Source organism: Corynebacterium sp. ACRQP, assembly GCF_022345915.1.
GTDB lineage: Bacteria > Actinomycetota > Actinomycetes > Mycobacteriales > Mycobacteriaceae > Corynebacterium > Corynebacterium lehmanniae.
On sequence record NZ_JAKRMZ010000001.1, the window covers coordinates 236331 to 255432 of the forward strand.

Consider the following 19102-nt stretch of genomic DNA (forward strand, 5'->3'; position numbering starts at 1 on the left):
GTAGGCCGCCGATTTACTTCTCGGTCACGATTGCGGTGAAGGCATCCTCGGTGCCGCCGCGGGTCCACTCGATGGTGCCGTTCTCGAACTCCTGGGTCCAGCCGGACTTGTCAGCGTTCTCGGTCTCCGGTGCTACCGGGAAGCCCATCTTCTTGTCCAGGTGGACGTCGGTGATCCACTCGTTAGCAATCTGGCCCCAGGTCGGAGCGCCGCCGGTGTTCTCGTTCCAGGTGATGTAGTGCTCGTTGTCGTAGGTGACGATCCAGCCGCCGTCGGTCTCCTCAACCGCCATCGGCTCGCCCCACTCCGGCTGAGCGTACTTATCCATGGTCTCCTTCACGCCGGCCGGAACCATAGCGGTTGCGCCGTCAGCGGTAGTGATCTCCTCGGTAGCCTCAGCGTTGCCAGCAGCAGCGCCTGCGCCAGCCTCGTCGGATGCGTCAGCAGCAGCGCCCTCGGTAACGATCTCGGTCTCGGTAGCGGTCTCCGAGACGATCTCGGTGGAGGTCGGCTCACCCTCACCGTCGTTGGAGCAAGCAACCAGGCCGGTTGCGCCTAGGGTCAGTGCAGCTGCGGAAGCGACGATCTTACGGGAAAACATAATCAATACCTTTCATTCTTGAAATAAGTGCGCCGTCCATTATGAACTTTGCGTTAACCTCGAGCCCTCTTTGCACCCGATCGGGGGTGCGCTTTTCCCCGCGAAGAACGTACCGTCCGCCCCTTCGTCACACCGACAAAGTCCTGCACAGCGTCCGAATCGTCCGCTTTTCGCCAGACGAGCGCGATTTGTGTCGCCGGTTCCTCCCCCAGAAGGTGTAACGCCTTGATCTGTTTGCGCGCCAGGTTCTTCAGCAGCGGCAGTGGCGCGTAGGCCACGCCGACGTTGGCGGCGACGACTTGGAGGGCGGACCGGAGGTCGTCGATAGGCGATTGCCCGTCGAAATTCACAATCTCGTCCGCGAGATCCGCGCGGGAAACCTCCCCTACCTCCACGTAGACGGAATCCTTCGGCACCGCGACGCCGGCCGCCTCCTCGTAGAGGCGCACCACGTGGTACTCGTCGGTGACGCGCTCGTCCGGAAGCCGCACGAGCGCTGCAGTTGCTTGCTTGCCGACGAGCACGAACGGATCATCCGCCGGCATCGTCTCAAGTCGGCTTCCGGTGAGTTCCTCGAAGCGGCGGAACCACTTCCCCGGCTCGGTGCCGGTGGCGAAGGCAATGGTGAGCATGGCCGTCAATGCTACCGTTTTGACCATGACTGATCAGACCCCCTCCGGCATCGCCATGAAGCCGGTAACCGCCGCAAAGAAGCTGGGCATCTACCTTCCCGCCACCCCGCAGGAGTTCCAGGACGGCGCCGTGACCCACGCCGAGCTGCGCGACCTGCAGGACAACCCGCCGCAGTGGCTGCAGGAGCTGCGCCTTTCCGGCCCACACCCGCGCCCCGAGGTCGCCCGCAAGCTGGGCATTTCCGTGACCGCGCTGAAAAGCGCCGGCGTGGACCAGGCGATGACCACCGACGAGATCCGCGCGCTGCTGGACGACCAGCCCGAGTGGCTGCAAAAAGCCCGCGCCACTCTCGCGGAGCAGCGCGGGCATGATGTTGCCGGCGGCGACGGCGCAAGCGCCGACGCCGGAGAAGCCGAAAAGGACTAGAGCATCTTCCAATCCTCGAGGTCCGGGTAGAGCGGGTACTTCCGCGCCAGGGCCTCAACGCGGCCGCGCAGCGCGTCGATGTCGGCTGCTTCGCCCTTGATCAGGGTCTCCGCGATAATCTCTGCGACCTCGCGGAAGTCCTCCTCGCCGAAGCCGCGGGTGGCCAGCGCGGAGGTGCCGATGCGCAGGCCCGAGGTCACCTTCGGCGGGCGCGGGTCGAAAGGCACGGCGTTGCGGTTGACGGTAATACCCACCGAGTGCAGCAGGTCCTCGGCCTGCTGGCCGTCCATCGGCGAATTGCGCAGGTCCACCAGCACGAGGTGCACCTCGGTGCCGCCGGAGACGACGGACACACCGGCCTCGCGTGCGTCGTCGGCAAGCAAACGCTCCGCCAACACCTTCGCGCCGGCGAGGGTGCGGCTCTGACGATCCTTGAATTCGTCCGTGCCCGCGATCTTGAACGCGGTCGCCTTCGCGGCAACGACGTGCATCAGCGGGCCGCCCTGCTGGCCCGGGAAGACCGCGGAGTTGAGCTTCTTGTGCAGCTCCAGGTCGTTGGTGAGGATTAAACCGGAGCGCGGGCCACCCAGGGTCTTGTGCACCGTGGAGGAGACCACGTGCGCGTGCGGGACCGGGTTCGGGTGCAGGCCGGCGGCGACCAGGCCGGCGAAGTGCGCCATGTCCACCCACAGGTAGGCGCCGACCTCGTCGGCGATGGAACGGAACTCCGCGAAGTCCTCGTGGCGCGGGTACGCGGACCAGCCGGCGATGATCACCTTCGGCTTGACCTCGCGGGCCTGCTCGCGCAGCTTCGCCATGTCGATCTGGTGGGTGTCCTCCTCCACCTGGTACGCCGCAACGTTGTACAGGCGGCCAGAGAAGTTGATCTTCATGCCGTGGGTGAGGTGGCCGCCATGCGCCAGGTCCAGGCCCAAGATGGTGTCGCCCGGCTCCGCCAGCGCCATGAGCACCGCGGCGTTCGCCTGCGCGCCGGAGTGCGGCTGCACGTTCGCGTACTGGGCGCCGAAGACCTCCTTCGCGCGGTCGCGCGCCAAGTCCTCAATGACGTCCACGTGCTCGCAGCCGCCGTAGTAGCGGCGGCCCGGGTAGCCCTCCGCGTACTTGTTGGTCAGCACCGAGCCCTGCGCCTGCAGCACGGAGCGCGGCACGAAGTTCTCGGAGGCGATCATCTCCAGCGTGTCGCGCTGGCGCGCCAGCTCGTCCACAATTGCGGCGTGCACCTCTGGGTCGTAGGTGGCCAGATCCTGGTAGCGGAGGTCTTCAGGCACGTCGACCGGGTCCTTTCTTTTCGCGTTGACAACGGCTTCTCGCAGTATAGGAAAATCGGCACGCCCAGAAGGCGGATTCATTCCCCTTTTACGCGGGTGCAACAATGGTGGCTATGTCACGAGCCGATTCGTCGCCGTACCTCGACTTCCACCGCGAGGACTGGCGCAAGCGCCGCGCCAAGATGCCCCAGGTGCTCACCGAGGAAGAGCTGCAGAAGCTCTCCGGCATCGGCGAGAACCTCGACCTGCAGGAGGTCGAGGACATCTACCTGCCCCTGTCGCGCCTGATCCACCTGCAAGTGCGCGCCCGGCAAAAGCTCACCAACGCCACCGAAACATTCATCGGCGGCGACCCGGGGCACGTGCCGTTCATCATCGGCCTGGCCGGCTCGGTGGCCGTGGGCAAATCCACCACCGCGCGCGTGCTGCAGGTGCTGCTGCAGCGCTGGGACTCCCACCCGCGGGTGGACCTGGTCACCACCGACGGCTTCCTCCACCCGAAGGCGGTGCTGGAAGAGCGCGGGATCATGAAACGCAAGGGCTTCCCAGAGTCCTACAACCGCAGAAACCTGATGCGTTTTGTCACCGAGGTCAAGTCCGGCCAGCCGGTGGTCAGGGCCCCGATCTACTCGCACGAGGCCTACGACATCCTCCCCGACGAATTCGTGGAGGTCCGCCAGCCCGACATCCTCATCCTCGAAGGCCTCAACGTGCTGCAGACCGGCCCAACGCTGATGGTCTCCGACCTGTTCGACTTCTCCATCTACGTCGACGCAAAGACCGAAGACATCGAGCGCTGGTACATCGAGCGCTTCCTCAAACTCCGCGACACTTCGTTCCAGCAGCCCGGCAACCACTTCGAGAGCTTCGCCGGCATGGACGACGCCGAAGCCGCCTACGCCGCGCGCGAACTGTGGCAGACCATCAACCTGCCCAACCTGGTGGAAAACATCCTGCCCACCCGCGTGCGCGCCTCGCTGGTGCTGCGCAAGGACTACGACCACACCGTCCAACGCGTGCGCATGCGCAAGATCTAGCTACTTGCCAAAGCGGCGGGAGCGCTGCGAGTAGTCGCGCAGCGCGCGCAAAAAGTCGATCTTGCGAAACGCCGGCCAGTAAATGTCGGTGAACCAAATCTCCGAGTACGCCGCCTGCCACAGCAGAAAACCGGACAGGCGCTGCTCGCCGGAGGTGCGGATGACCAGGTCCGGGTCCGGCTGGCCGGAGGTATACAGGTGCTCCGAGATGGATTCCACCGTGATCTCGGCGGCCATCTCCGTGGCTGGCACTCCGGCGTGCGCTTTGTCGTCGATAAGCGATTGCACCGCATCCACGATCTCCTGGCGCCCGCCGTAACCGACCGCGATGTTGACGGTGAGACCGTGCTTGGTGTCGGTTGCGGCCGCACCCTCGCGCATGCGCCTAGCGACGTCCTCCGGCAGCAGATCCAAATGCCCCACCAACCGCACGCGGCAGGTGTAATCCTCCGTGGCCAGATCCTCGATGACCCCGGAGATGATGTCGAAGAGCAGCTCCACCTCTTCGGTGGTGCGCTGCAGATTCTCCGTGGAAAGCAGGTAAATGGTGAGCACGTCCACGTCCATCTCCGCGGACCAGCGCACGAGCTCGCCGATCTTCGCGCCGCCGACGCGGTGGCCGTGGGAGATGTCCTCGAAGCCCGCCTCACGCGCCCAACGACGGTTGCCGTCGGCCATCACGGCGATGTGCTTCGGACGCTTTTTGCCGCGCAGCTCGCGCTTTAGGCGCGCCTCATACAGCGGGTACAGCGGGTATCGCAGCTTCGAAAGGACAGACACGGGATAAATTCTAGCCAGCTAGAACGCGTTTTTCTTCCGCTGGTCCTTCAGACCAGCCTTTTCCATGGCCTCGTCGATCGTCTTCTCGTCGAATGGGTCGATGCCGCGCGCCTCCGCGAACGCCTGGCGGCGCTTGAAGCGGGAGAAACGGCGGTGGAACGACCAGCCGATGAACAGCACCACGATGGCCAAGACCACCAACAGAAGCAGACCGATCGGCGAGGCCTTGCCAAAGTCCGGGCCCACCGGGGTCTCGCCCGGATTCTGGGCCAGTACGAAGCTCGCGGCGTTGGCGGCGGCGACAGTAAAGGTTGTCATTTAGCTTTCCTCCTCGATGCCGGCGAACAGGTCGGTTTCCGGCAGGGTGGTCTCCACCCTGGACGCGGCGAGCTCAAACTCCTCGGTGGGCCAGACGTCCTGCTGGTCCTCCACCGGGCTAGCTAGAAACGCGCCGGCGGGGTCGATCTGCGTGGCGTGCGCAGTGAGCGCCTCGGCGCGCTGCTGGAAGTAGCCGGCGCACTCGACCTGGGTGGTCACGCGGCCGAATACGTCGCCTTCGTTTTCCTCCCAACGCTTGATCATCAGCTCGTACGGGCTCTGCTTCCCACGCTGGATCAGGCGCTCCTGCAGCAGTTTCATGCGCTGCAGGATGAATCCGTGCGAGTAGTACAGCTTCAGCGGCGTCCACGGCTCGCCGGTGCCGGGCGCGAAGTCCGGGTCGCCCGCGCGCTCCCAGGCGATCATGGAAATCGCGTGCACCATCAGGTGGTCCGGGTGCGGGTAGCCGCCGTTTTCGTCGTAGGTGATGATCACGTGCGGGCGGAACTCGCGGATCTGCTCCACGATCTTCACCGCCACCTCTTCCGGGTCCTGCACCGCGAACGAGCCTTCCGGCAGCGGCGGCAGCGGGTCGCCTTCGGGCAGCCCGGAATCCTCGTAGCCCAGCCAGACGTGCTCCACGCCGAGGGCTGCCGCGGCGCGCGCCATTTCCTCGCGGCGCACCTCGAGGATGTTGTCCAGCACGCCCGGGCGGTCCATTGCCGGGTTGAGCACGTCGCCGCGCCGGCCGTCAGTGCAAGTGACGACCTTGACGCGGTTGCCTTCTGCGGCGTACTTGGCCATGGTGGCGGCACCCTTGGAGGACTCGTCGTCGGGGTGGGCGTGAATCGCCATGAGACGCAACCCGGTCACTCGATCAATCCAACTTTCGTAGGGGTCAGTTCTGTACCTCCGCGTCATCTTAGTACCATCAACTCGAAAGTCCTTACCACCTGCAAGGAGCCGTTTCCGTGAGCACCGCAACCACTCCCCGCCCCGCCAACCGCTACGGCCGTTCCAACCGCGCCGGCGGCTCCATCGGCGGCAAAGTGGTCGCGGTTGTCGCCGCACTGCTCATGATTGCCCTGCTCTTTGTCGGCGCCCGCACCATCATGCAGCGGTTCAGCGAGCCCGTTCGCGCGGAGTTCATTTCACAGGAGCGTATCGACGACAACACGGGCCGGCTCTGGATCGACGTCAACCGCAAGAACCCGGACGTGCCTGCGTACTGCATCGTCACTGCGGTGGATTACTCGCATTCGGAGGTGGGCCGCCGCGAGGTGGTGCTGCCGGCCGGCGGCGAGCAACACTCCCGCATCGCGGTGGACCTGCCGGTGCGCGAGCCGCTGGTGTCTGGCCGCATCTACGGTTGCTCCGAGAATCTCCCCTTCTACATGGACCCGGAGAGCAGCTTCTACGCAGCGCGCTAGCGAAAACCGGCCCGAAGGCGTGTGGTAATCTTCCGGCTGTATATCTGCACACATTGGCCCGCTAGCGGCGGGCCGATTTCACGTATCAGGGAAGGTTTAGACCCCTATGGCTGAATCCCAGCAGCAGTACATCACTCCCGAAATGAAGGCCAAGCTCGAGGCCGAACTGCAGCAGCTCATTGATAACCGCCCCGCCATCGCGGCCGAGATCAACGAGCGGCGCGAGGAGGGCGACCTCAAGGAGAACGCCGGCTACGACGCGGCCCGCGAGCAGCAGGACCAGGAGGAGGCGCGCATCAAGCAGATCTCCGAGATCCTGTCCAACTCCACCACGGAGCGCGCTGGCATTGTCGAGGGTGTTGCCCACGTCGGCTCCGTCGTGCACGTCTACTATGACGGCGACGAGGACGACCGCGAGACCTTCCTCATCGGCACCCGCGCCGCCTCCACCGACAACGCGGATTTGGAGACCTACTCGGAGCAGTCCCCTCTCGGCGCCGCCGTCGTCGGTGCCGCCGAGGGCGAAACCCGCAAGTACACCGCACCGAACGGCCGCGAGATTTCCGTCACCGTGGTCTCGGCCGAGCCGTATGATTCAGTCAAGGCCTCCACGCCCCGCGCGAAGTAGCCAGTACGTTTCTCTTTTCAATACAGAAGGACCATTCCTGTGATTGCCACCTCTTCCCGCAAAGCAGTAGCCGGCGTCGCCGCCCTGGCAGCTCTCGCCCTGGCAGGCTGCACCCCGCCGCACCAGAACCCCTCCTCCGAGAAGGTCGACACGGCCACGACCCAGGACCCGAACTCCCTGAAGGGTGCAGGCACCTCCGCCACCACGGCCGGCACCGCCACCAGCACCGCTACGGCGACAAACGTCACCGCGGCGAATGCCGTGAAGGAGCAGGAGACCTCCGAGGCCGCTGTCGCCGCTGCACCGGTGTTCAATAACTGCGGCGCCACCGACCTTGTGCGCCCGGACCGCCTGACGGTGGACTGCGAGAACCAGGACGACTTCCTCGAGAGCATCGTCTGGGACCAGTGGGGCGAGGACCTCGCCGAGGGCACCGCAACCCGCGTTGTCACCTCCCCGGACAACCGCGAAGAGGGCGTGAAGGTTGTGCTGGGCAACCCGGAGATCGTCGACGGCAAGCCGGTGTTCACTACCGTGACTGTCGACGGCCAGCCCGTCGTGCCGGATAACAACTACTAAACCGCGCGCACGACAAAGCGCCTCGCCCCGGAGATGATCCGGAAGCGAGGCGCTTTGTGTTTCTGCGAAGGCCCTAGCGGTCGTTGACGTAGGACAGCAGGCGCAGGATCTCGGTGTAGAGCCACACCAGAGTCACGGCGAGACCGAGGGCGACGCCCCAGGCGGCGCGCTCCGGCGCACCGGTGCGGACCAGCTTGTCGGCCAGGTCGAAGTCCTGCAGGAAGGACAGGGCCGCCAGTACCACGCAGACCACACCGAAGATGATGGACAGCGTGCCGCCGTCGCGAAGCGGGGAGATGCCGGTGAAGATAGCCAGCAGGAAGTTGCCCAGCGCCATGATGGCCACGCCGAAGATCAGGCCGGTGAGGATGCGGTTAAAGCGCGGGGTCACGCGGATCGCGCCGCGGCGGTAGACCACGAGCATGCCGATGAACACGCCGATCGTGCCCAGGATGGCCTGGAAGATCAGTTGGCCGGCATCGGCGCCGCCGACTGTAAACCAGCCGGAGACGGTCAGGGAGAAGCCGCCGAGGAACAGGCCCTCAAACGCGGCGTAGATCAACGTCAGCGTCTTAGAGCCGAACTCGCGGCGGAACGCGTTGACCAAGGTGGTGATGAAGCCGCCGATGGCGCCGACGATGGTCAGGATGAAGCCGAGCTGAACGTTGCCGGTGAGGAAGATGCCGAAGTTCGCTGCGGCGAACGCGATGATCACGGCGAGGGTGATGCCCGTCTTGGTCACCACATCATCCACCGTCATCGGGCGTTGCTGATCAATTTCGGGCGCGTGCCCCGGAAGCGTCGCGGTCTGGCCATCCTGGTAGCCGTTGTCCGCGTCCGCCCCCGGAATGTTGCGCAGAACGGGGTTAGTGCTTCTCACGTCGTACAAATCCTTTCCAATGGGTTTTCGTACCGTTTGTCCCGGACCCGATCTTGAACCAGAGTCCAAAGAGTTCACCGGGTATAACGCCACACTTACCAAAAAGGTTCCCGCGAGCGCAGTGTTCGCTGAAACCACGGCTGAAGCCCACCTCGCCGGGGCGGGGTTATGGTGGAATTCCATGGGAGTTTTCGACAGCGCCCGCCGCGGCCCTAGAACCGGCGGCGAGGTGGTGCGCAGCCACATCGCTCAAGCTGCCGGTGGCACGGACGCGTACGTGTTTTCCTACCGCCACTTAGAGGTCCACGCGTACGTGCTAGCCGAGCCTGTCCCCCACGTGTTGTACTGCACCTACGGCAAGTCCCGCGTGGAGTCTTCCCAGCCGTCCGCGGGCACACAGACGGAGCTCACCTTGCGGGTGCCGGGCACGCCTGCGCTTCCCGACGAGTGGCCGGCCCGCCTGCTCGCCCGCGCCGCCCGCGACGACATCGAGCCGGGCCACTACCTCGTGCTGGACAACCCGCGCGGAACGTTGGCCGGTTTCGCGTTTGTCACCGACCCTGTCCTCGGCACGCTCGACGGGCCCACCGGCCGGATCCGCTTCACCTACGCCGTCGGCCTCAACGGCGACGACGTGGAGTACATGCTGTCCTGGGACCCATTGAAGTTCGCGGCCTTTGTCGGCGACCGCGTGCCGCTTGGGCTGAGCTCCACGGACCGCGATCCAATCGGCGCCGATCCGCAGGTCCGTGCGTTGTTGGATGAGGCGGTGGGGGCCGAAGGGTCATCGATAGGCGCGATGCACGCCCGCTACCTCGAGGTCGACGCCGGGGGACGCGTGGACCTGGACCCGGCGGCTGCGCGCGCAATCATCCGGGCTGCACGCCACCGGATCCTGCATGGGCGAACGTTTGCGCTGCTCAACGGCGACATTTGGTTCCTGCTAGACCCGCAATTGTCGGCGGCGGAGCTCACCGACGACCACATCGCAGTCCTGGCCACCACGGCGCTCGCCCACGAGCTGCTCGCAGTGTTCGACGCGGTGCCAGGCCTCTACCGCCTGCGCACCGCGCCGCTGGAGATTCGGGTGGTGGACCCGACTACTTAAAGACGGTGCCCCACTCGTCGCGCTTGTCCAAAAACGCCTGCGCCTCGCGCTTGGCGGCCTCCAAGTCGTGGCTTGCGCCCCAGCCGCACTGCTTCTCGTTGGCGGCCGGCACCTCGTTGGCGTTGGTGATGTCGGTGAGCGTCTTTTCCACCAGCTCGGCGACCTCCTCCTCAGCGACGTCGCCGGAAAGCATGAGGTAGAAGCCGGTCTGGCAGCCCATCGGGCCGAAGTCGATGACGTTGTCCGCGTGGTTGCGGGCGTGCTCGGCGAACATGTGCTCCAGCGAGTGCACCGCCGGCATCTCCAGGTGCTCTTCGTTGGGCTGCTTGAAGCGGATGTCCCACTTCACCAAGGTGTCGCCTTTGGGCAGCTCCTTGCGGTCCGCGAGCCGGATGAACGGGGCGGCTACCTTGGTGTGGTCGAGGTTGAAAGATTCCACATTCATACGATCAGTCATGGCCTCGACTCTACTGAACGGAGGCTCACGTGCCCACCACCCTTGTTTGGTTCCGCGACGGCAACAGTCACGGCAGGTAGGCTCAGGCGCGTGAGAAACCTGATCCGTCACGCAGCAGTGGCCGCCTCTGCGCTACTTGCCGCCACGACCGCCTCCCCCGCTACCGCGCAGCCCGCGGGCAACGTGGTGGTCTTCGGCGACTCGTTCACCGCTAACCCGGACCAGTACCCCAACACTGTGCTGCGTTTCGCTGACGGCACAGGCCTTTCCTCCACCTCCTCCGAGCGCGTGCTCCGAAACAACCCGAGCGAGTCAGGCTGCCTCCACGGCCCAGGCAATTGGCCCAGCCAGCTCGGGGAGCGCACCGGCGCGAAGGTTACAGACTGGTCGTGCGCCGGCATCACCTCCGGGCAGATGCTCGGCCGCATCGACCATGCGGTGCACACCGGCGCGCTGAACGCGGGCACCCGGGCGGTGACGTTGGGCGCCGGCTTCAACGACCACTGGCGTCCCTTGCTGGACAAGCCCGGCACTACTTACGACGCCGCACGCACCCGCGAGCAGTATTTGACCAACATGCGCGCCGCCGTGGCGAAGGTGCGCGCCGTGGCGCCGAACGCGAAGATCATCATTCCCGGCATGCTTTCGGTGACCGGAGCAAACGGCGCAATCTGCGCCTTCAACGTGGTGCCCAACGTTCCGCTCGGCGTGCCTACCCCGACGGTGCACGGCTGGGAGCAACACCACCGCGACAACCAGCGCGAGGCCGCACGCCAAGTAGGCGCGGCGTTTTTAGACATCAACGCCCAGTCCACCGGCCACAGCACCTGCGCCCGCGACGCCGACCGCTGGGTCGCAGGACTTGTCGACACCACTACGGCGGGATACAACATGGTCTTCCACCCCTCCCGCGCCGGGTCCGCCTTCGTGGCCGACCAGGTCGCCCGCGCGCTGTAACGCAGCCCAGGCGTAAGCTCGGGCCAATGACACCGTTGCAGAAGTTCCTCATCCCCTTGTTCGCTGGCGCGGGCGTGCTGCACTTTGCAAAGCCGCAGCCTTTCGACGACATCGTGCCCGACGCCCTCCCCGGCTCCGCGCGCAGCTACACGTACGTCTCCGGTGCGGCCGAGCTCGCCGCAGCTGCCCTGCTGGCGAATCCCAAAACCCGCGCGGCCGGCGGCAAGTTCGCCGCGGCCCTGTTGGCAGCGGTGTGGCCGGCGAACTTCCAGATGGCGTGGCAGTGGCGCAACGAGCCCTGGCAGAAGCAGATCATTTCCATCGGACGCCTGCCGCTGCAGATCCCGCTGATCAAAGCTGCGCTCGGCACGGCGAAGAAGTAACTGCCTCAAACCGGCCCTAGGAGGATCGGTCGCTGCTTACACTTTGGCTGCATCTCATTTCCCACGGAAGGTCAAGGAGCAGTCATGAGCAAGTTTGAAAACAAAGTTGCGCTGGTCACCGGCGGCGCCTCCGGCATCGGTGAGGCCATCGCGAAACGTCTCGCCAGCGAGGGCGCCAAGGTGGTGGTCGCCGACATCAACGACGTCGCCGCCAAGGACGTCGCCGCCGCAATCGAGGCGGGCGGCGGCGCCGCAGCCGCGTTCCGCCAGGACGTAGCCAGCAAGCAGGACAACGAGGCGGCCGTGCAGTTCGCCGTGGACACGTTCGGCGCGCTCCACCTCGCAGTGAACAACGCTGGTGTGGGCGACCACACCCCGCTGGCGGACAAGGACCTGGCCGACTGGGACAAGGTCATCGCCATCAACCTGTCCGGCGTGGCCTACGGCTGCCACTACCAGCTCAAGCAGTTCCTCGCGCAGGGCAACACGGAACAGTGCGCGATTGTGAACATGTCCTCCATCCACGGCTCCGTGGGCCGCGCCGGCGGCATCGAGGCCTACACCGCCGCGAAGCACGGCGTGGTGGGGCTGACCAAGTCTCTGGCCGCGGACTACGCCGCCACCGGCATCCGGGTCAACTGCGTGGGTCCGGCATATATCGACACGCCGCTGATTCAGCGGGCTCAGGGCGAGGCCCGCCAGGCGCTCGTCGATAAGCATCCTGCTGGCCGCCTGGGCGAGCCCGAGGAGATCGCGGCGGTGGTGAGCTTCTTGCTTTCCGACGACGCGTCGTTTGTCAACGGCTCCTACCACCTCGCCGACGGCGGATACACCGCCGTGTAGTAGTGCCCCCAGTCGGGCTCGAACCGACACTGGGCGGTTGTTGATTAGAACACTCATTCAGTATTACTGATTTTTCGACATATGCATTTTCCCAGTTCACCGGGTACACCTACTGATTAGACGGGTGTACCCTACGGATTATTTGCCCCCATTGCGAGCGGATGGAGCCATTAACTGGACACTTTTCGGACACCATCAAGCACCCCGTCGACGATTTCCCCGATCGGCACGCCGTCCCTGTTTCGTTGAACGTAAACCGTTTCGGTCAACGTTGAATTCGAGTGCCCCAGTACTTCAGCGGCGCGGTGTGGCCCCAGTTCGTCGTAGACCAATGAGCCGAGTGTCTTTCGCAGCGTGTGAATCGTGACCCAGTTAAATTCGTCGCCCCTCCATTCCCGGAGCCAGCGGTTAAAATTGTTCTCCCAGATGTAACTTCCGGCACCGCTCGGAAAGACCATCGGCAGCAGCCCGTACTTGTCGCGCCGCGCTTTCAGTGTTGCGGCACATGATTCGGAAAGTTGCACCGGGCGCTTCGCCTTCGACGTCTTTCCTCCCTCTTGCCGGTAATGACCCTTTTCTTTCGAGTACACCAGCGTTCCCGTAACTTCCAGGCGTGGTGGTGTTTCTTCAAGGTGAACATCTTCCCAGCGAAGCGCAAGCACTTCGCCCGCCCGGAGCCCGGTTGCTAGGGCAACATCAACGACGTCGATGAGCGTCTCGTTTTCTGACTTCGCGATCGCATCTCGGAAGCGCGGTATTTCGTCGCGGGTAAGGGCGCGGACTTCTTTCTTTCGCGTCGCTACAGGCTCGATAGCGGCCATTGGGTTACTTGCCACTAGACCGAAGCGTGTCGCCAGGTTGAAGGCGGCGGCGAGCACAGTGCGAGCGGTTGCCGCTACCCCGCTCGATTGCCCTTTTATCCATGAATCGAGTAGAGCGGGTGAGACTTCGCGAATGCGTAGTTTTCCGAAGGCCGGCTCAAGGTGTAGGTCGATCATTCGCCGGTATCGGTCGCGTGATTGCGGGCGTATATCGGTTTTGCTTTCGAGCCAGTAGTTCAGTAGTTGGCCTACAGTGCTTGTGGTCGCTAGGTCTTTCGTGTCAGATGTTCCGAGACGCTCGGAGCACCGGGCCTTTAGGTTGTTTTTCGCGGCGGTTGCCGACTTACCTCGGCCGCGTACTCGTTTCGTTTCACCGTTCCACATTCGAAGACGTGTCGAAGCTTCGAACTTGCCGCTCGCTAGTTCCTTAACGTGAATTTCGCCCCACGTCCCGAGCGGCGTCGCCGGCCTACCCCTCGCCATCAATTTCACCCACTTCAACGGCGGCAGGCGTCTCGACAGTTCCACCTAGTTCGGCAATTTGTTCGAAAATCCTCTCCAGCTGGCGCTGGAGGGTCTCAACCATCGGTGCTAACTCTCCACCGTCCACAGCGCCACGCATGAGCTGTTTCCAAAATTCGTTTAGTTGCCCGTGAAGATTTTCTGATAATCGACCTGCATCACGCGCAAGCCGGAGAATCTTTACCTGGACGGAAGGATCTTCCTCACTTCTAACAAACTGTGGCTCATCCGATTCAACCCGCCCTTCGTAGTACTCCGCCCTGGAATGGGTAGCAAGGGGTTCGCCATTGGAATCCGCTACTAGGTATAGCCCGCGTGGCACGGTTTGACGTTCACCGCTAATCCACTCGACCGCATCGAAACCAACCACATCTAAATGATTTGGGAGGAGTGAAACAAGGCCGTTAGGCAAGTTCGGAAACAAGAGCGAAACCGGAGGAACTTCCAATGCGGCCGCGATTGCAAGCCAGTCAGTTACTGGCATCGTCTTTCGTATTCCCCGCCGATACTCGGAGATAGCCGTTCGCGAAATTGGATGCCCGAGCATTTTTGTTCTATCAGAAATCCACTGGTCAGAATGCGTACCGCGAACCAGGTCGATCGCTTGCCCCATTTGGCGAGTGAAGTTCTCTACCCATTCATTTGACTCCATGCCAGTCAGTTTAGGCCATAATGTGCCGTTAATTCTTGACAGTCCAGTCAATAACGTCTAGTTTGACTGTTATCGAGACATCGTGCTCGATATTGACAACTGAATTGACCTTATTCCAGTCGAAAGGAGGGGTGATGACCACCCCCACTGTCTCTATCCCTGTCGCTGCCGATCTGCTCGGCATTAGCAGGAGCGGCGCATACAACGCAGCACGCGCCGGTAAGTTTCCGACACCGGTCTTAAAGATCAATGGCCGCTATGTCGTACCGACGAAGCCGCTTCTCGACGCGCTCGGCCTGGACGAGCTGCCTGCGACCGCCTAGCCGAAAGGAACCCCATGTTGTTTATCCCTACGGTCGAGAAGCGCGGCAACACTGCCGCAGTCCTTCTCGACGAGCCCCGCACCTTCGCCGAAGGTCTCGACCTGGACGCCGCGCGCGAAATCGCAAACGCGCTCTCCGACCGCTTCGAGATCTACGCGATCAAGGACAACGCCGGTTTCATCGTCATGGTTTACGACAACGAAGAGTGCGTCGAGACCGTGAAGGTCGAATCGTGGAGCGACGCCCTCGATGCCGTAGCTCAACGCTCGGCCGATCTCGCCCCGGAAGATTCCCTCGAAGGTGCCGAAGGTGCCGAAGATTCCCACTCGTCGCGCATGGATTATTCGCCGGTTGACTCTTTGCGGTACCTGCACCTTGGTGCTCCGCTCGACGTCGCTCTCGACACGCTCGACGAGTGCCCGGACACCGCCGAGCTCGGCACTGTCCGCGCCGTAATCGAGCAAACGCAAGAGCTTATTCGGGTCGAGTACATGCGCCACCGGGGCACTGACGAAGACCCGGCCGTCTACTCGAACGGCATGCCGGTGTCTACCGTCGTGCCGCACATCGCCAACGACGGCAAGCAGACCTTCGTCGCGCCTGCGCAACACATCAACCACCCCGGCGAAGGCTTCCGGCTGTTGACCCGCTCGGCGGATGCCGACCGCTACTTCGACGGCCTAGAAGACGGCTACGTCGCGTAATTCCCTAGAGAGGAAAAATGCTCAACCAGAAGCAGCTCGAGTACTTCCTGAAGTCCGCAGCTATAACTCACGCCGCCGCCATGTACGAAGCGGCCAACGCCACCGACCGCTCGGAAACAGATGAAAACGTAACTTTCGCCGCTGGCATCCAATCGACAATCGAAGATCTCGAAGAAGCACTAGCGCTTGGAACGGGACATGACCCGAAGGGGCACTCCCGCACAGCCTTTCTCGAGTACTCGCGGCAGATTCAGCGCGGGCTCGATTTCTTCGCCGAGAAGCGTCCCGAAGTTTTCGAGGTTGAGCGTACGGCCAATATCGCCGGCGCTCTCGCCGAGAAGTTGCTCGGATGCCCCCGCGCTGGAAGCCCGTTCCACCTTGAAGGGCTGGTGTCCTAAATGTCCCCAATCAACGAGAAAACCCCGGCAACCGCGCCAACGACTACCGGGGCAAAGGAGCAAGTAGATATGCCGAACCTCAACCAGAACAATACCGCACGACCGGTTGAACTCCACCTACCGCACCGAACGAACGGACGCCTGGATACCTGGGGCGAGTGCGACATTCTCCAAGAGAACCGTCGAACAGTGTTTGTAGACGCCGCTGATTACCTCGACATGAGCGACGGAGCGCGCCCCGCGCAGCTTTGCCCGGCATGTGTCGACACCGCAGTCGCCCACGCCGAAGAAGAGCGGCGAAAGAAAGAAGAGCAACTTCGCCAGCAACGGGCGAACGAAGAAGCTCACCGACGTCGCATGCGCGAAGCAGATATGCACTACGAACTTATCGAAGCTCACCGCGCAGGCGACACCGAAACAGTGACGAAGTTGCTCGACGCGCTTCTCGCTGAAGACGATGCCGCACTCGCCGAGCTCGGCATCTCGTCATGGGGCGAGGTGAACGACGATGAATGACCTTCTCGATCAGGCCGACCAGATTCTCGAAGTCGAAGCCGCATCACTTCTCGAAGCACTCGACCTTAACCACCTACTCACAAACGTCAAGTGACGTAAAACGGGCCGACTAGCAGACACCGGGCGTGCAAGTCCCCGGCGGCCACTGGGGAGCCGTCACCCACACAACTCAATATGCCGCAGACACCTACCTCACGTTAGGAACAGTCAGTTGAAACACCTTCACCCCCGCGAAGCGCACACACTCGAATACCTCGCCGCGCTTCTCTTCGAATCAACCAACCGCGAAGCCTACGACGGCACCCGCCACATCCACACCGACGATCTGCCCCACTGGCAAGCCCGAACCGTACTCGCCGCAATCACCACCGTCGCCCGCGCCGGCATCGACTCCGGTTTTGCCCTGAAACAGCTCGCCCCTACCGACGTCAACGACTACCTTCGCGACGAAGGCCACCTCGACGAGGAACCGATGCGCCGCTACTGGCACGACCTCGTCGCCCCGGCCGTCGCGTACACCCCCGCGAAGCACCGGCTGAAAGCACTTGCTCGCCGAATCGCCGAAGATCACCTTCGCCAGAAAATCGGTGACGTCTACACCTACGGCGACCACGACATCGCACCGCTCGACGAGCTCGTTGAACGCATGTCCCGCGACCGTCAAACCATGCTCGACATACACGCCCGCACCGGCCACACACCAACCCTTCACGTCGTGGAAAAGGAAGGTGCATAAGGTTTGGACTCGATCTATCCGCCGCCCTCGAAGCCGTTCGCTGTCGCTCACGCACTCAATACCGACGTGTTCAGCCGCAACGGTATTCCTACGCTTCGTTACTGGCTCAAACACGGCTGGTATCGCTACAACGGCCGGTCTTGGTCGCCGGTCGACGAGCTCGAAGTCAAAGGCCCAATCTGGGAACGATTAGAGCAAACACAGTACGAAGGCGAAAAAGGTCTTGTCGACTACTCACCGACACCGGCGAAGGTTGCCAACACCATCGAGCCGTTACAGTGGCTCAACCGTCTCGCAGACACCGCCGAACCGCCGATCTGGCTCGACGGCCGCACCAGCGACAACCCGAAGGCACTAATCGCCCTCGACAACGGAGTGCTCAACTTCCGCACCGGCACCTTCACCAAAGGACACACGCCGGCACTGTTCACGCTGTGGCACCTGCCCTTCCCGTACGACCCGAAGGCGACATGCTCGCAGTGGAAGGCGTTTCTCAAACAGACCTTCGCTCACGACCCGGACGCCGCCCGCACACTCCAACAATGGGCCGGCTACCTCATTAGCGGCCGAACCGACCTGCATAAGGCACTCATGCTTATCGGCCCGCCCCGCTCGGGCAAAGGCACCATCTCGCGAGTGCTCCAACAGCTCGTCGGCACGCAAAACTCCGTATCCCCAAGCTTCGGCACACTCGGCACCAACTTCGGCGCACAAGTCCTAATCGGCAAGACCTTCGCAGTGTTCGAAGACACCCGCAACGACCGCGACCGAAACATCGGCCAAACCGTCGAACGCATCATCGGCATCACCGGCGGCGACGCACAGACCATCGACCGCAAGTACCACGAAGCGTGGAACGGCCGGCTCAACACCCGTTTCATGCTCGTTTCCAACGAGATACCTCGACTCACCGACGCATCCGGCGCGCTCGTCAACCGCTTCGTCTCCATCGAGCTCAAACGCTCCCACGCCGACAACCCCGACCCGGAGCTCGGAGCCAAACTCGCCGCAGAACTCCCCGGCATCTTCCTTTGGGCACTCGAAGGCCTTCGCGACCTCGAATCCGCCGGCACCTTCACCACCCCGCAGACAATGGCCGGCCTAACCGAGATGCTCGCCGACGTCTCACAACCCGTCGCAACCTTCCTCGACGATCACGAGAACTACACACTCACCGGCAACCCAGAAGATCACGTTCTACTTCGCGACATTCACGGCGACTACAGGACGTGGTGTGAAGAAGTCGGTATCGGAGCCGTCAAACAATCCTCTTTCGCGCAAGCACTCAAAGCCACCGACCCACGCATTGAACACAAAAACACCGCAGTCGACGGCCACCCGAAAGCTCGCCGCATCTTCGGTGTGAAACGCGCGCAGAACCCTACTGCTTGGCAAGTCTCACAAAGAACCGCCTAGGAACATGTTCCAAATGTTCCACCAGCTCAACCCACATATTCCCCTTGTTCCCAGGAACAAAAGAACACGCAGAACAGAACAGGAACACAACGATGAATGTTCGGAACACAACCCATCAACCCAATGACCAGCAGGAACGCCCGGAACATGTTCCGAGCACAAAACTCCCCCCAGAAAACAACCAGCCCGCCGCCGAACCCATCCGCGCCCGCCTTAGTCAACCCGTACACGGTTGGAAAACCACCGAAATCACCATCGACAGGCACCTAAACAGCAAAAGAAAACGACGAGTCTGCATTCGAGCCCACATGACAAACGGGCTCTACATCACGCTAGAACTCGAAGCTCGTCACGCCTTTGAGCTTGTTAACCGCATCGTCGACACGATGGAAAGCGGTGCAGCATGAAAGACGAGCCCGCACGCCCGCCGCTACCAACACGCGCCGAAGTCGCCGCCGCCCCGGTGCGAATGCCCGGACCCGCACTACTGCGATTCGTCAAGCAGATTCAACCGACCTACGACCTACGCCAAGGCCGGTGTGTGGGCCAGGCGCCACGCTTCGACACCGACCGGCTCAAGGGCGAATCGCAAACCGATTACGACGAGCGCATCGAGTGGGCGAAGGGGCAATGCCGTAGTTGCCCGATTCTCGCGAAGTGCGGCA

Annotated in this window: 26 protein-coding genes; 16 read left to right on the forward strand and 10 right to left on the reverse strand. The window is 63.0% G+C overall.

Features of this window, described 5'->3' with window-relative positions; genetic code table 11:
- Positions 1-13 precede the first annotated feature (13 nt).
- Together MHY23_RS01150 and MHY23_RS01155 are read right to left on the reverse strand one after the other, a co-directional pair.
- The gene (locus MHY23_RS01150) at positions 14-601 is read right to left on the reverse strand and encodes an LGFP repeat-containing protein (protein WP_239306057.1); all 588 of its coding nucleotides are present in this window, start codon (positions 599-601) and stop codon (positions 14-16) included.
- Between the two features lie 53 nt (positions 602-654).
- A complete protein-coding gene (locus MHY23_RS01155) occupies positions 655-1233 on the reverse strand; it encodes a LysR family transcriptional regulator substrate-binding protein (protein WP_239306058.1) in 579 nt (192 codons plus the stop codon).
- A gap of 25 nt (positions 1234-1258) precedes the next feature.
- Between MHY23_RS01155 and MHY23_RS01160 the strand changes: the two genes are divergently transcribed.
- Positions 1259-1660, forward strand: coding sequence for a DUF5997 family protein (locus MHY23_RS01160; protein ID WP_181888106.1), 402 nt, complete (start codon positions 1259-1261; stop codon positions 1658-1660).
- Here the strand turns inward: MHY23_RS01160 and glyA are convergent.
- Positions 1657-2949, reverse strand: a complete 1293-nt coding sequence (gene glyA / locus MHY23_RS01165; RefSeq protein WP_370645783.1) for a serine hydroxymethyltransferase — start codon at positions 2947-2949, stop codon at positions 1657-1659. The two genes, MHY23_RS01160 and glyA, sit on opposite strands and share 4 nt — an antisense overlap.
- A gap of 113 nt (positions 2950-3062) precedes the next feature.
- Here glyA and coaA point away from each other — a divergent pair, with 113 nt between their 5' ends.
- Positions 3063-3986, forward strand: a complete 924-nt coding sequence (gene coaA, locus MHY23_RS01170; protein ID WP_181888104.1) for a type I pantothenate kinase — start codon at positions 3063-3065, stop codon at positions 3984-3986.
- Here coaA and MHY23_RS01175 read toward each other — a convergent pair whose 3' ends face one another.
- The 3 genes from MHY23_RS01175 to mca are packed head-to-tail and all read right to left on the reverse strand — an operon-like array spanning position 3987 to position 5939.
- On the reverse strand, positions 3987-4766 hold the full coding sequence (locus tag MHY23_RS01175; protein WP_181888103.1) for an isoprenyl transferase: 780 nt from the start codon (positions 4764-4766) through the stop codon (positions 3987-3989). It lies immediately after the preceding gene.
- 18 nt (positions 4767-4784) lie between these two features.
- The gene (locus MHY23_RS01180) at positions 4785-5084 is read right to left on the reverse strand and encodes a hypothetical protein (RefSeq protein WP_239306059.1); all 300 of its coding nucleotides are present in this window, start codon (positions 5082-5084) and stop codon (positions 4785-4787) included.
- The gene (gene mca, locus MHY23_RS01185) at positions 5085-5939 is read right to left on the reverse strand and encodes a mycothiol conjugate amidase Mca (RefSeq protein ID WP_236883387.1); all 855 of its coding nucleotides are present in this window, start codon (positions 5937-5939) and stop codon (positions 5085-5087) included. It abuts the gene before it with no gap.
- Between the two features lie 116 nt (positions 5940-6055).
- Here mca and MHY23_RS01190 point away from each other — a divergent pair, with 116 nt between their 5' ends.
- The 3 genes from MHY23_RS01190 (at position 6056) to MHY23_RS01200 (ending at position 7721) form a co-directional block, all read left to right on the forward strand.
- Complete coding sequence (locus tag MHY23_RS01190) at positions 6056-6514, forward strand: DUF4307 domain-containing protein (RefSeq protein WP_239306060.1); 459 nt, start codon at positions 6056-6058, stop codon at positions 6512-6514.
- Positions 6515-6620: 106 nt separating this feature from the next.
- Positions 6621-7142: a transcription elongation factor GreA gene (gene greA, locus MHY23_RS01195; protein ID WP_181888100.1), complete on the forward strand. Its 522-nt coding sequence runs from the start codon at positions 6621-6623 to the stop codon at positions 7140-7142.
- A 39-nt stretch (positions 7143-7181) separates the two neighbouring features.
- Positions 7182-7721 carry a hypothetical protein gene (locus MHY23_RS01200; RefSeq protein WP_239306061.1) on the forward strand — a complete coding sequence of 180 codons (540 nt, stop codon included), beginning with the start codon at positions 7182-7184 and terminating at the stop codon, positions 7719-7721.
- A 73-nt stretch (positions 7722-7794) separates the two neighbouring features.
- On the opposite strand, the gene MHY23_RS01205 is transcribed toward MHY23_RS01200, so the two are convergent.
- Complete coding sequence (locus MHY23_RS01205) at positions 7795-8601, reverse strand: Bax inhibitor-1/YccA family protein (RefSeq protein ID WP_239306062.1); 807 nt, start codon at positions 8599-8601, stop codon at positions 7795-7797.
- A gap of 181 nt (positions 8602-8782) precedes the next feature.
- Between MHY23_RS01205 and MHY23_RS01210 the strand changes: the two genes are divergently transcribed.
- Positions 8783-9709: a suppressor of fused domain protein gene (locus MHY23_RS01210; RefSeq protein WP_239306063.1), complete on the forward strand. Its 927-nt coding sequence runs from the start codon at positions 8783-8785 to the stop codon at positions 9707-9709.
- Here MHY23_RS01210 and MHY23_RS01215 read toward each other — a convergent pair.
- Positions 9702-10166 (reverse strand): S-ribosylhomocysteine lyase, encoded by a 465-nt coding sequence (locus MHY23_RS01215; RefSeq protein ID WP_239306064.1) that lies wholly within the window; start codon positions 10164-10166, stop codon positions 9702-9704. The two genes, MHY23_RS01210 and MHY23_RS01215, sit on opposite strands and share 8 nt — an antisense overlap.
- A gap of 90 nt (positions 10167-10256) precedes the next feature.
- On the opposite strand from MHY23_RS01215, the gene MHY23_RS01220 reads away from it, so the two are divergent.
- From MHY23_RS01220 to MHY23_RS01230, 3 genes are all read left to right on the forward strand, one after another.
- Positions 10257-11123 carry a GDSL-type esterase/lipase family protein gene (locus tag MHY23_RS01220; protein ID WP_239306065.1) on the forward strand — a complete coding sequence of 289 codons (867 nt, stop codon included), beginning with the start codon at positions 10257-10259 and terminating at the stop codon, positions 11121-11123.
- A 26-nt stretch (positions 11124-11149) separates the two neighbouring features.
- Positions 11150-11506: a hypothetical protein gene (locus tag MHY23_RS01225; protein WP_239306066.1), complete on the forward strand. Its 357-nt coding sequence runs from the start codon at positions 11150-11152 to the stop codon at positions 11504-11506.
- Positions 11507-11590: 84 nt separating this feature from the next.
- Positions 11591-12349 carry an SDR family NAD(P)-dependent oxidoreductase gene (locus MHY23_RS01230; protein WP_239306067.1) on the forward strand — a complete coding sequence of 253 codons (759 nt, stop codon included), beginning with the start codon at positions 11591-11593 and terminating at the stop codon, positions 12347-12349.
- 170 nt (positions 12350-12519) lie between these two features.
- Here MHY23_RS01230 and MHY23_RS01235 read toward each other — a convergent pair whose 3' ends face one another.
- Positions 12520-13653: a tyrosine-type recombinase/integrase gene (locus tag MHY23_RS01235; RefSeq protein WP_370645786.1), complete on the reverse strand. Its 1134-nt coding sequence runs from the start codon at positions 13651-13653 to the stop codon at positions 12520-12522.
- On the reverse strand, positions 13640-14344 hold the full coding sequence (locus MHY23_RS01240; RefSeq protein ID WP_239306069.1) for a hypothetical protein: 705 nt from the start codon (positions 14342-14344) through the stop codon (positions 13640-13642). Before MHY23_RS01240 ends, MHY23_RS01235 begins: the two co-directional genes overlap by 14 nt.
- Before the next feature lie 134 nt (positions 14345-14478).
- On the opposite strand from MHY23_RS01240, the gene MHY23_RS01245 reads away from it, so the two are divergent.
- The 7 genes from MHY23_RS01245 to MHY23_RS01275 all read left to right on the forward strand — a co-directional run bounded on the left by MHY23_RS01245 (position 14479) and on the right by MHY23_RS01275 (position 18844).
- On the forward strand, positions 14479-14667 hold the full coding sequence (locus MHY23_RS01245; RefSeq protein ID WP_239306070.1) for an AlpA family transcriptional regulator: 189 nt from the start codon (positions 14479-14481) through the stop codon (positions 14665-14667).
- Between the two features lie 14 nt (positions 14668-14681).
- Positions 14682-15371, forward strand: a complete 690-nt coding sequence (locus MHY23_RS01250; protein ID WP_239306071.1) for a hypothetical protein — start codon at positions 14682-14684, stop codon at positions 15369-15371.
- 17 nt (positions 15372-15388) lie between these two features.
- A complete protein-coding gene (locus tag MHY23_RS01255; protein ID WP_239306072.1) occupies positions 15389-15769 on the forward strand; it encodes a hypothetical protein in 381 nt (126 codons plus the stop codon).
- A gap of 69 nt (positions 15770-15838) precedes the next feature.
- Positions 15839-16285, forward strand: coding sequence for a hypothetical protein (locus MHY23_RS01260; RefSeq protein WP_239306073.1), 447 nt, complete (start codon positions 15839-15841; stop codon positions 16283-16285).
- A gap of 211 nt (positions 16286-16496) precedes the next feature.
- Positions 16497-17021: a hypothetical protein gene (locus tag MHY23_RS01265; protein WP_239306074.1), complete on the forward strand. Its 525-nt coding sequence runs from the start codon at positions 16497-16499 to the stop codon at positions 17019-17021.
- Between the two features lie 3 nt (positions 17022-17024).
- Positions 17025-18437, forward strand: a complete 1413-nt coding sequence (locus MHY23_RS01270; RefSeq protein ID WP_239306075.1) for a phage/plasmid primase, P4 family — start codon at positions 17025-17027, stop codon at positions 18435-18437.
- A 92-nt stretch (positions 18438-18529) separates the two neighbouring features.
- Entirely contained in the window at positions 18530-18844 is a 315-nt protein-coding gene (locus tag MHY23_RS01275) for a hypothetical protein (RefSeq protein WP_239306076.1), read from the forward strand.
- The last annotated feature ends 258 nt before the right edge of the window (positions 18845-19102 follow it).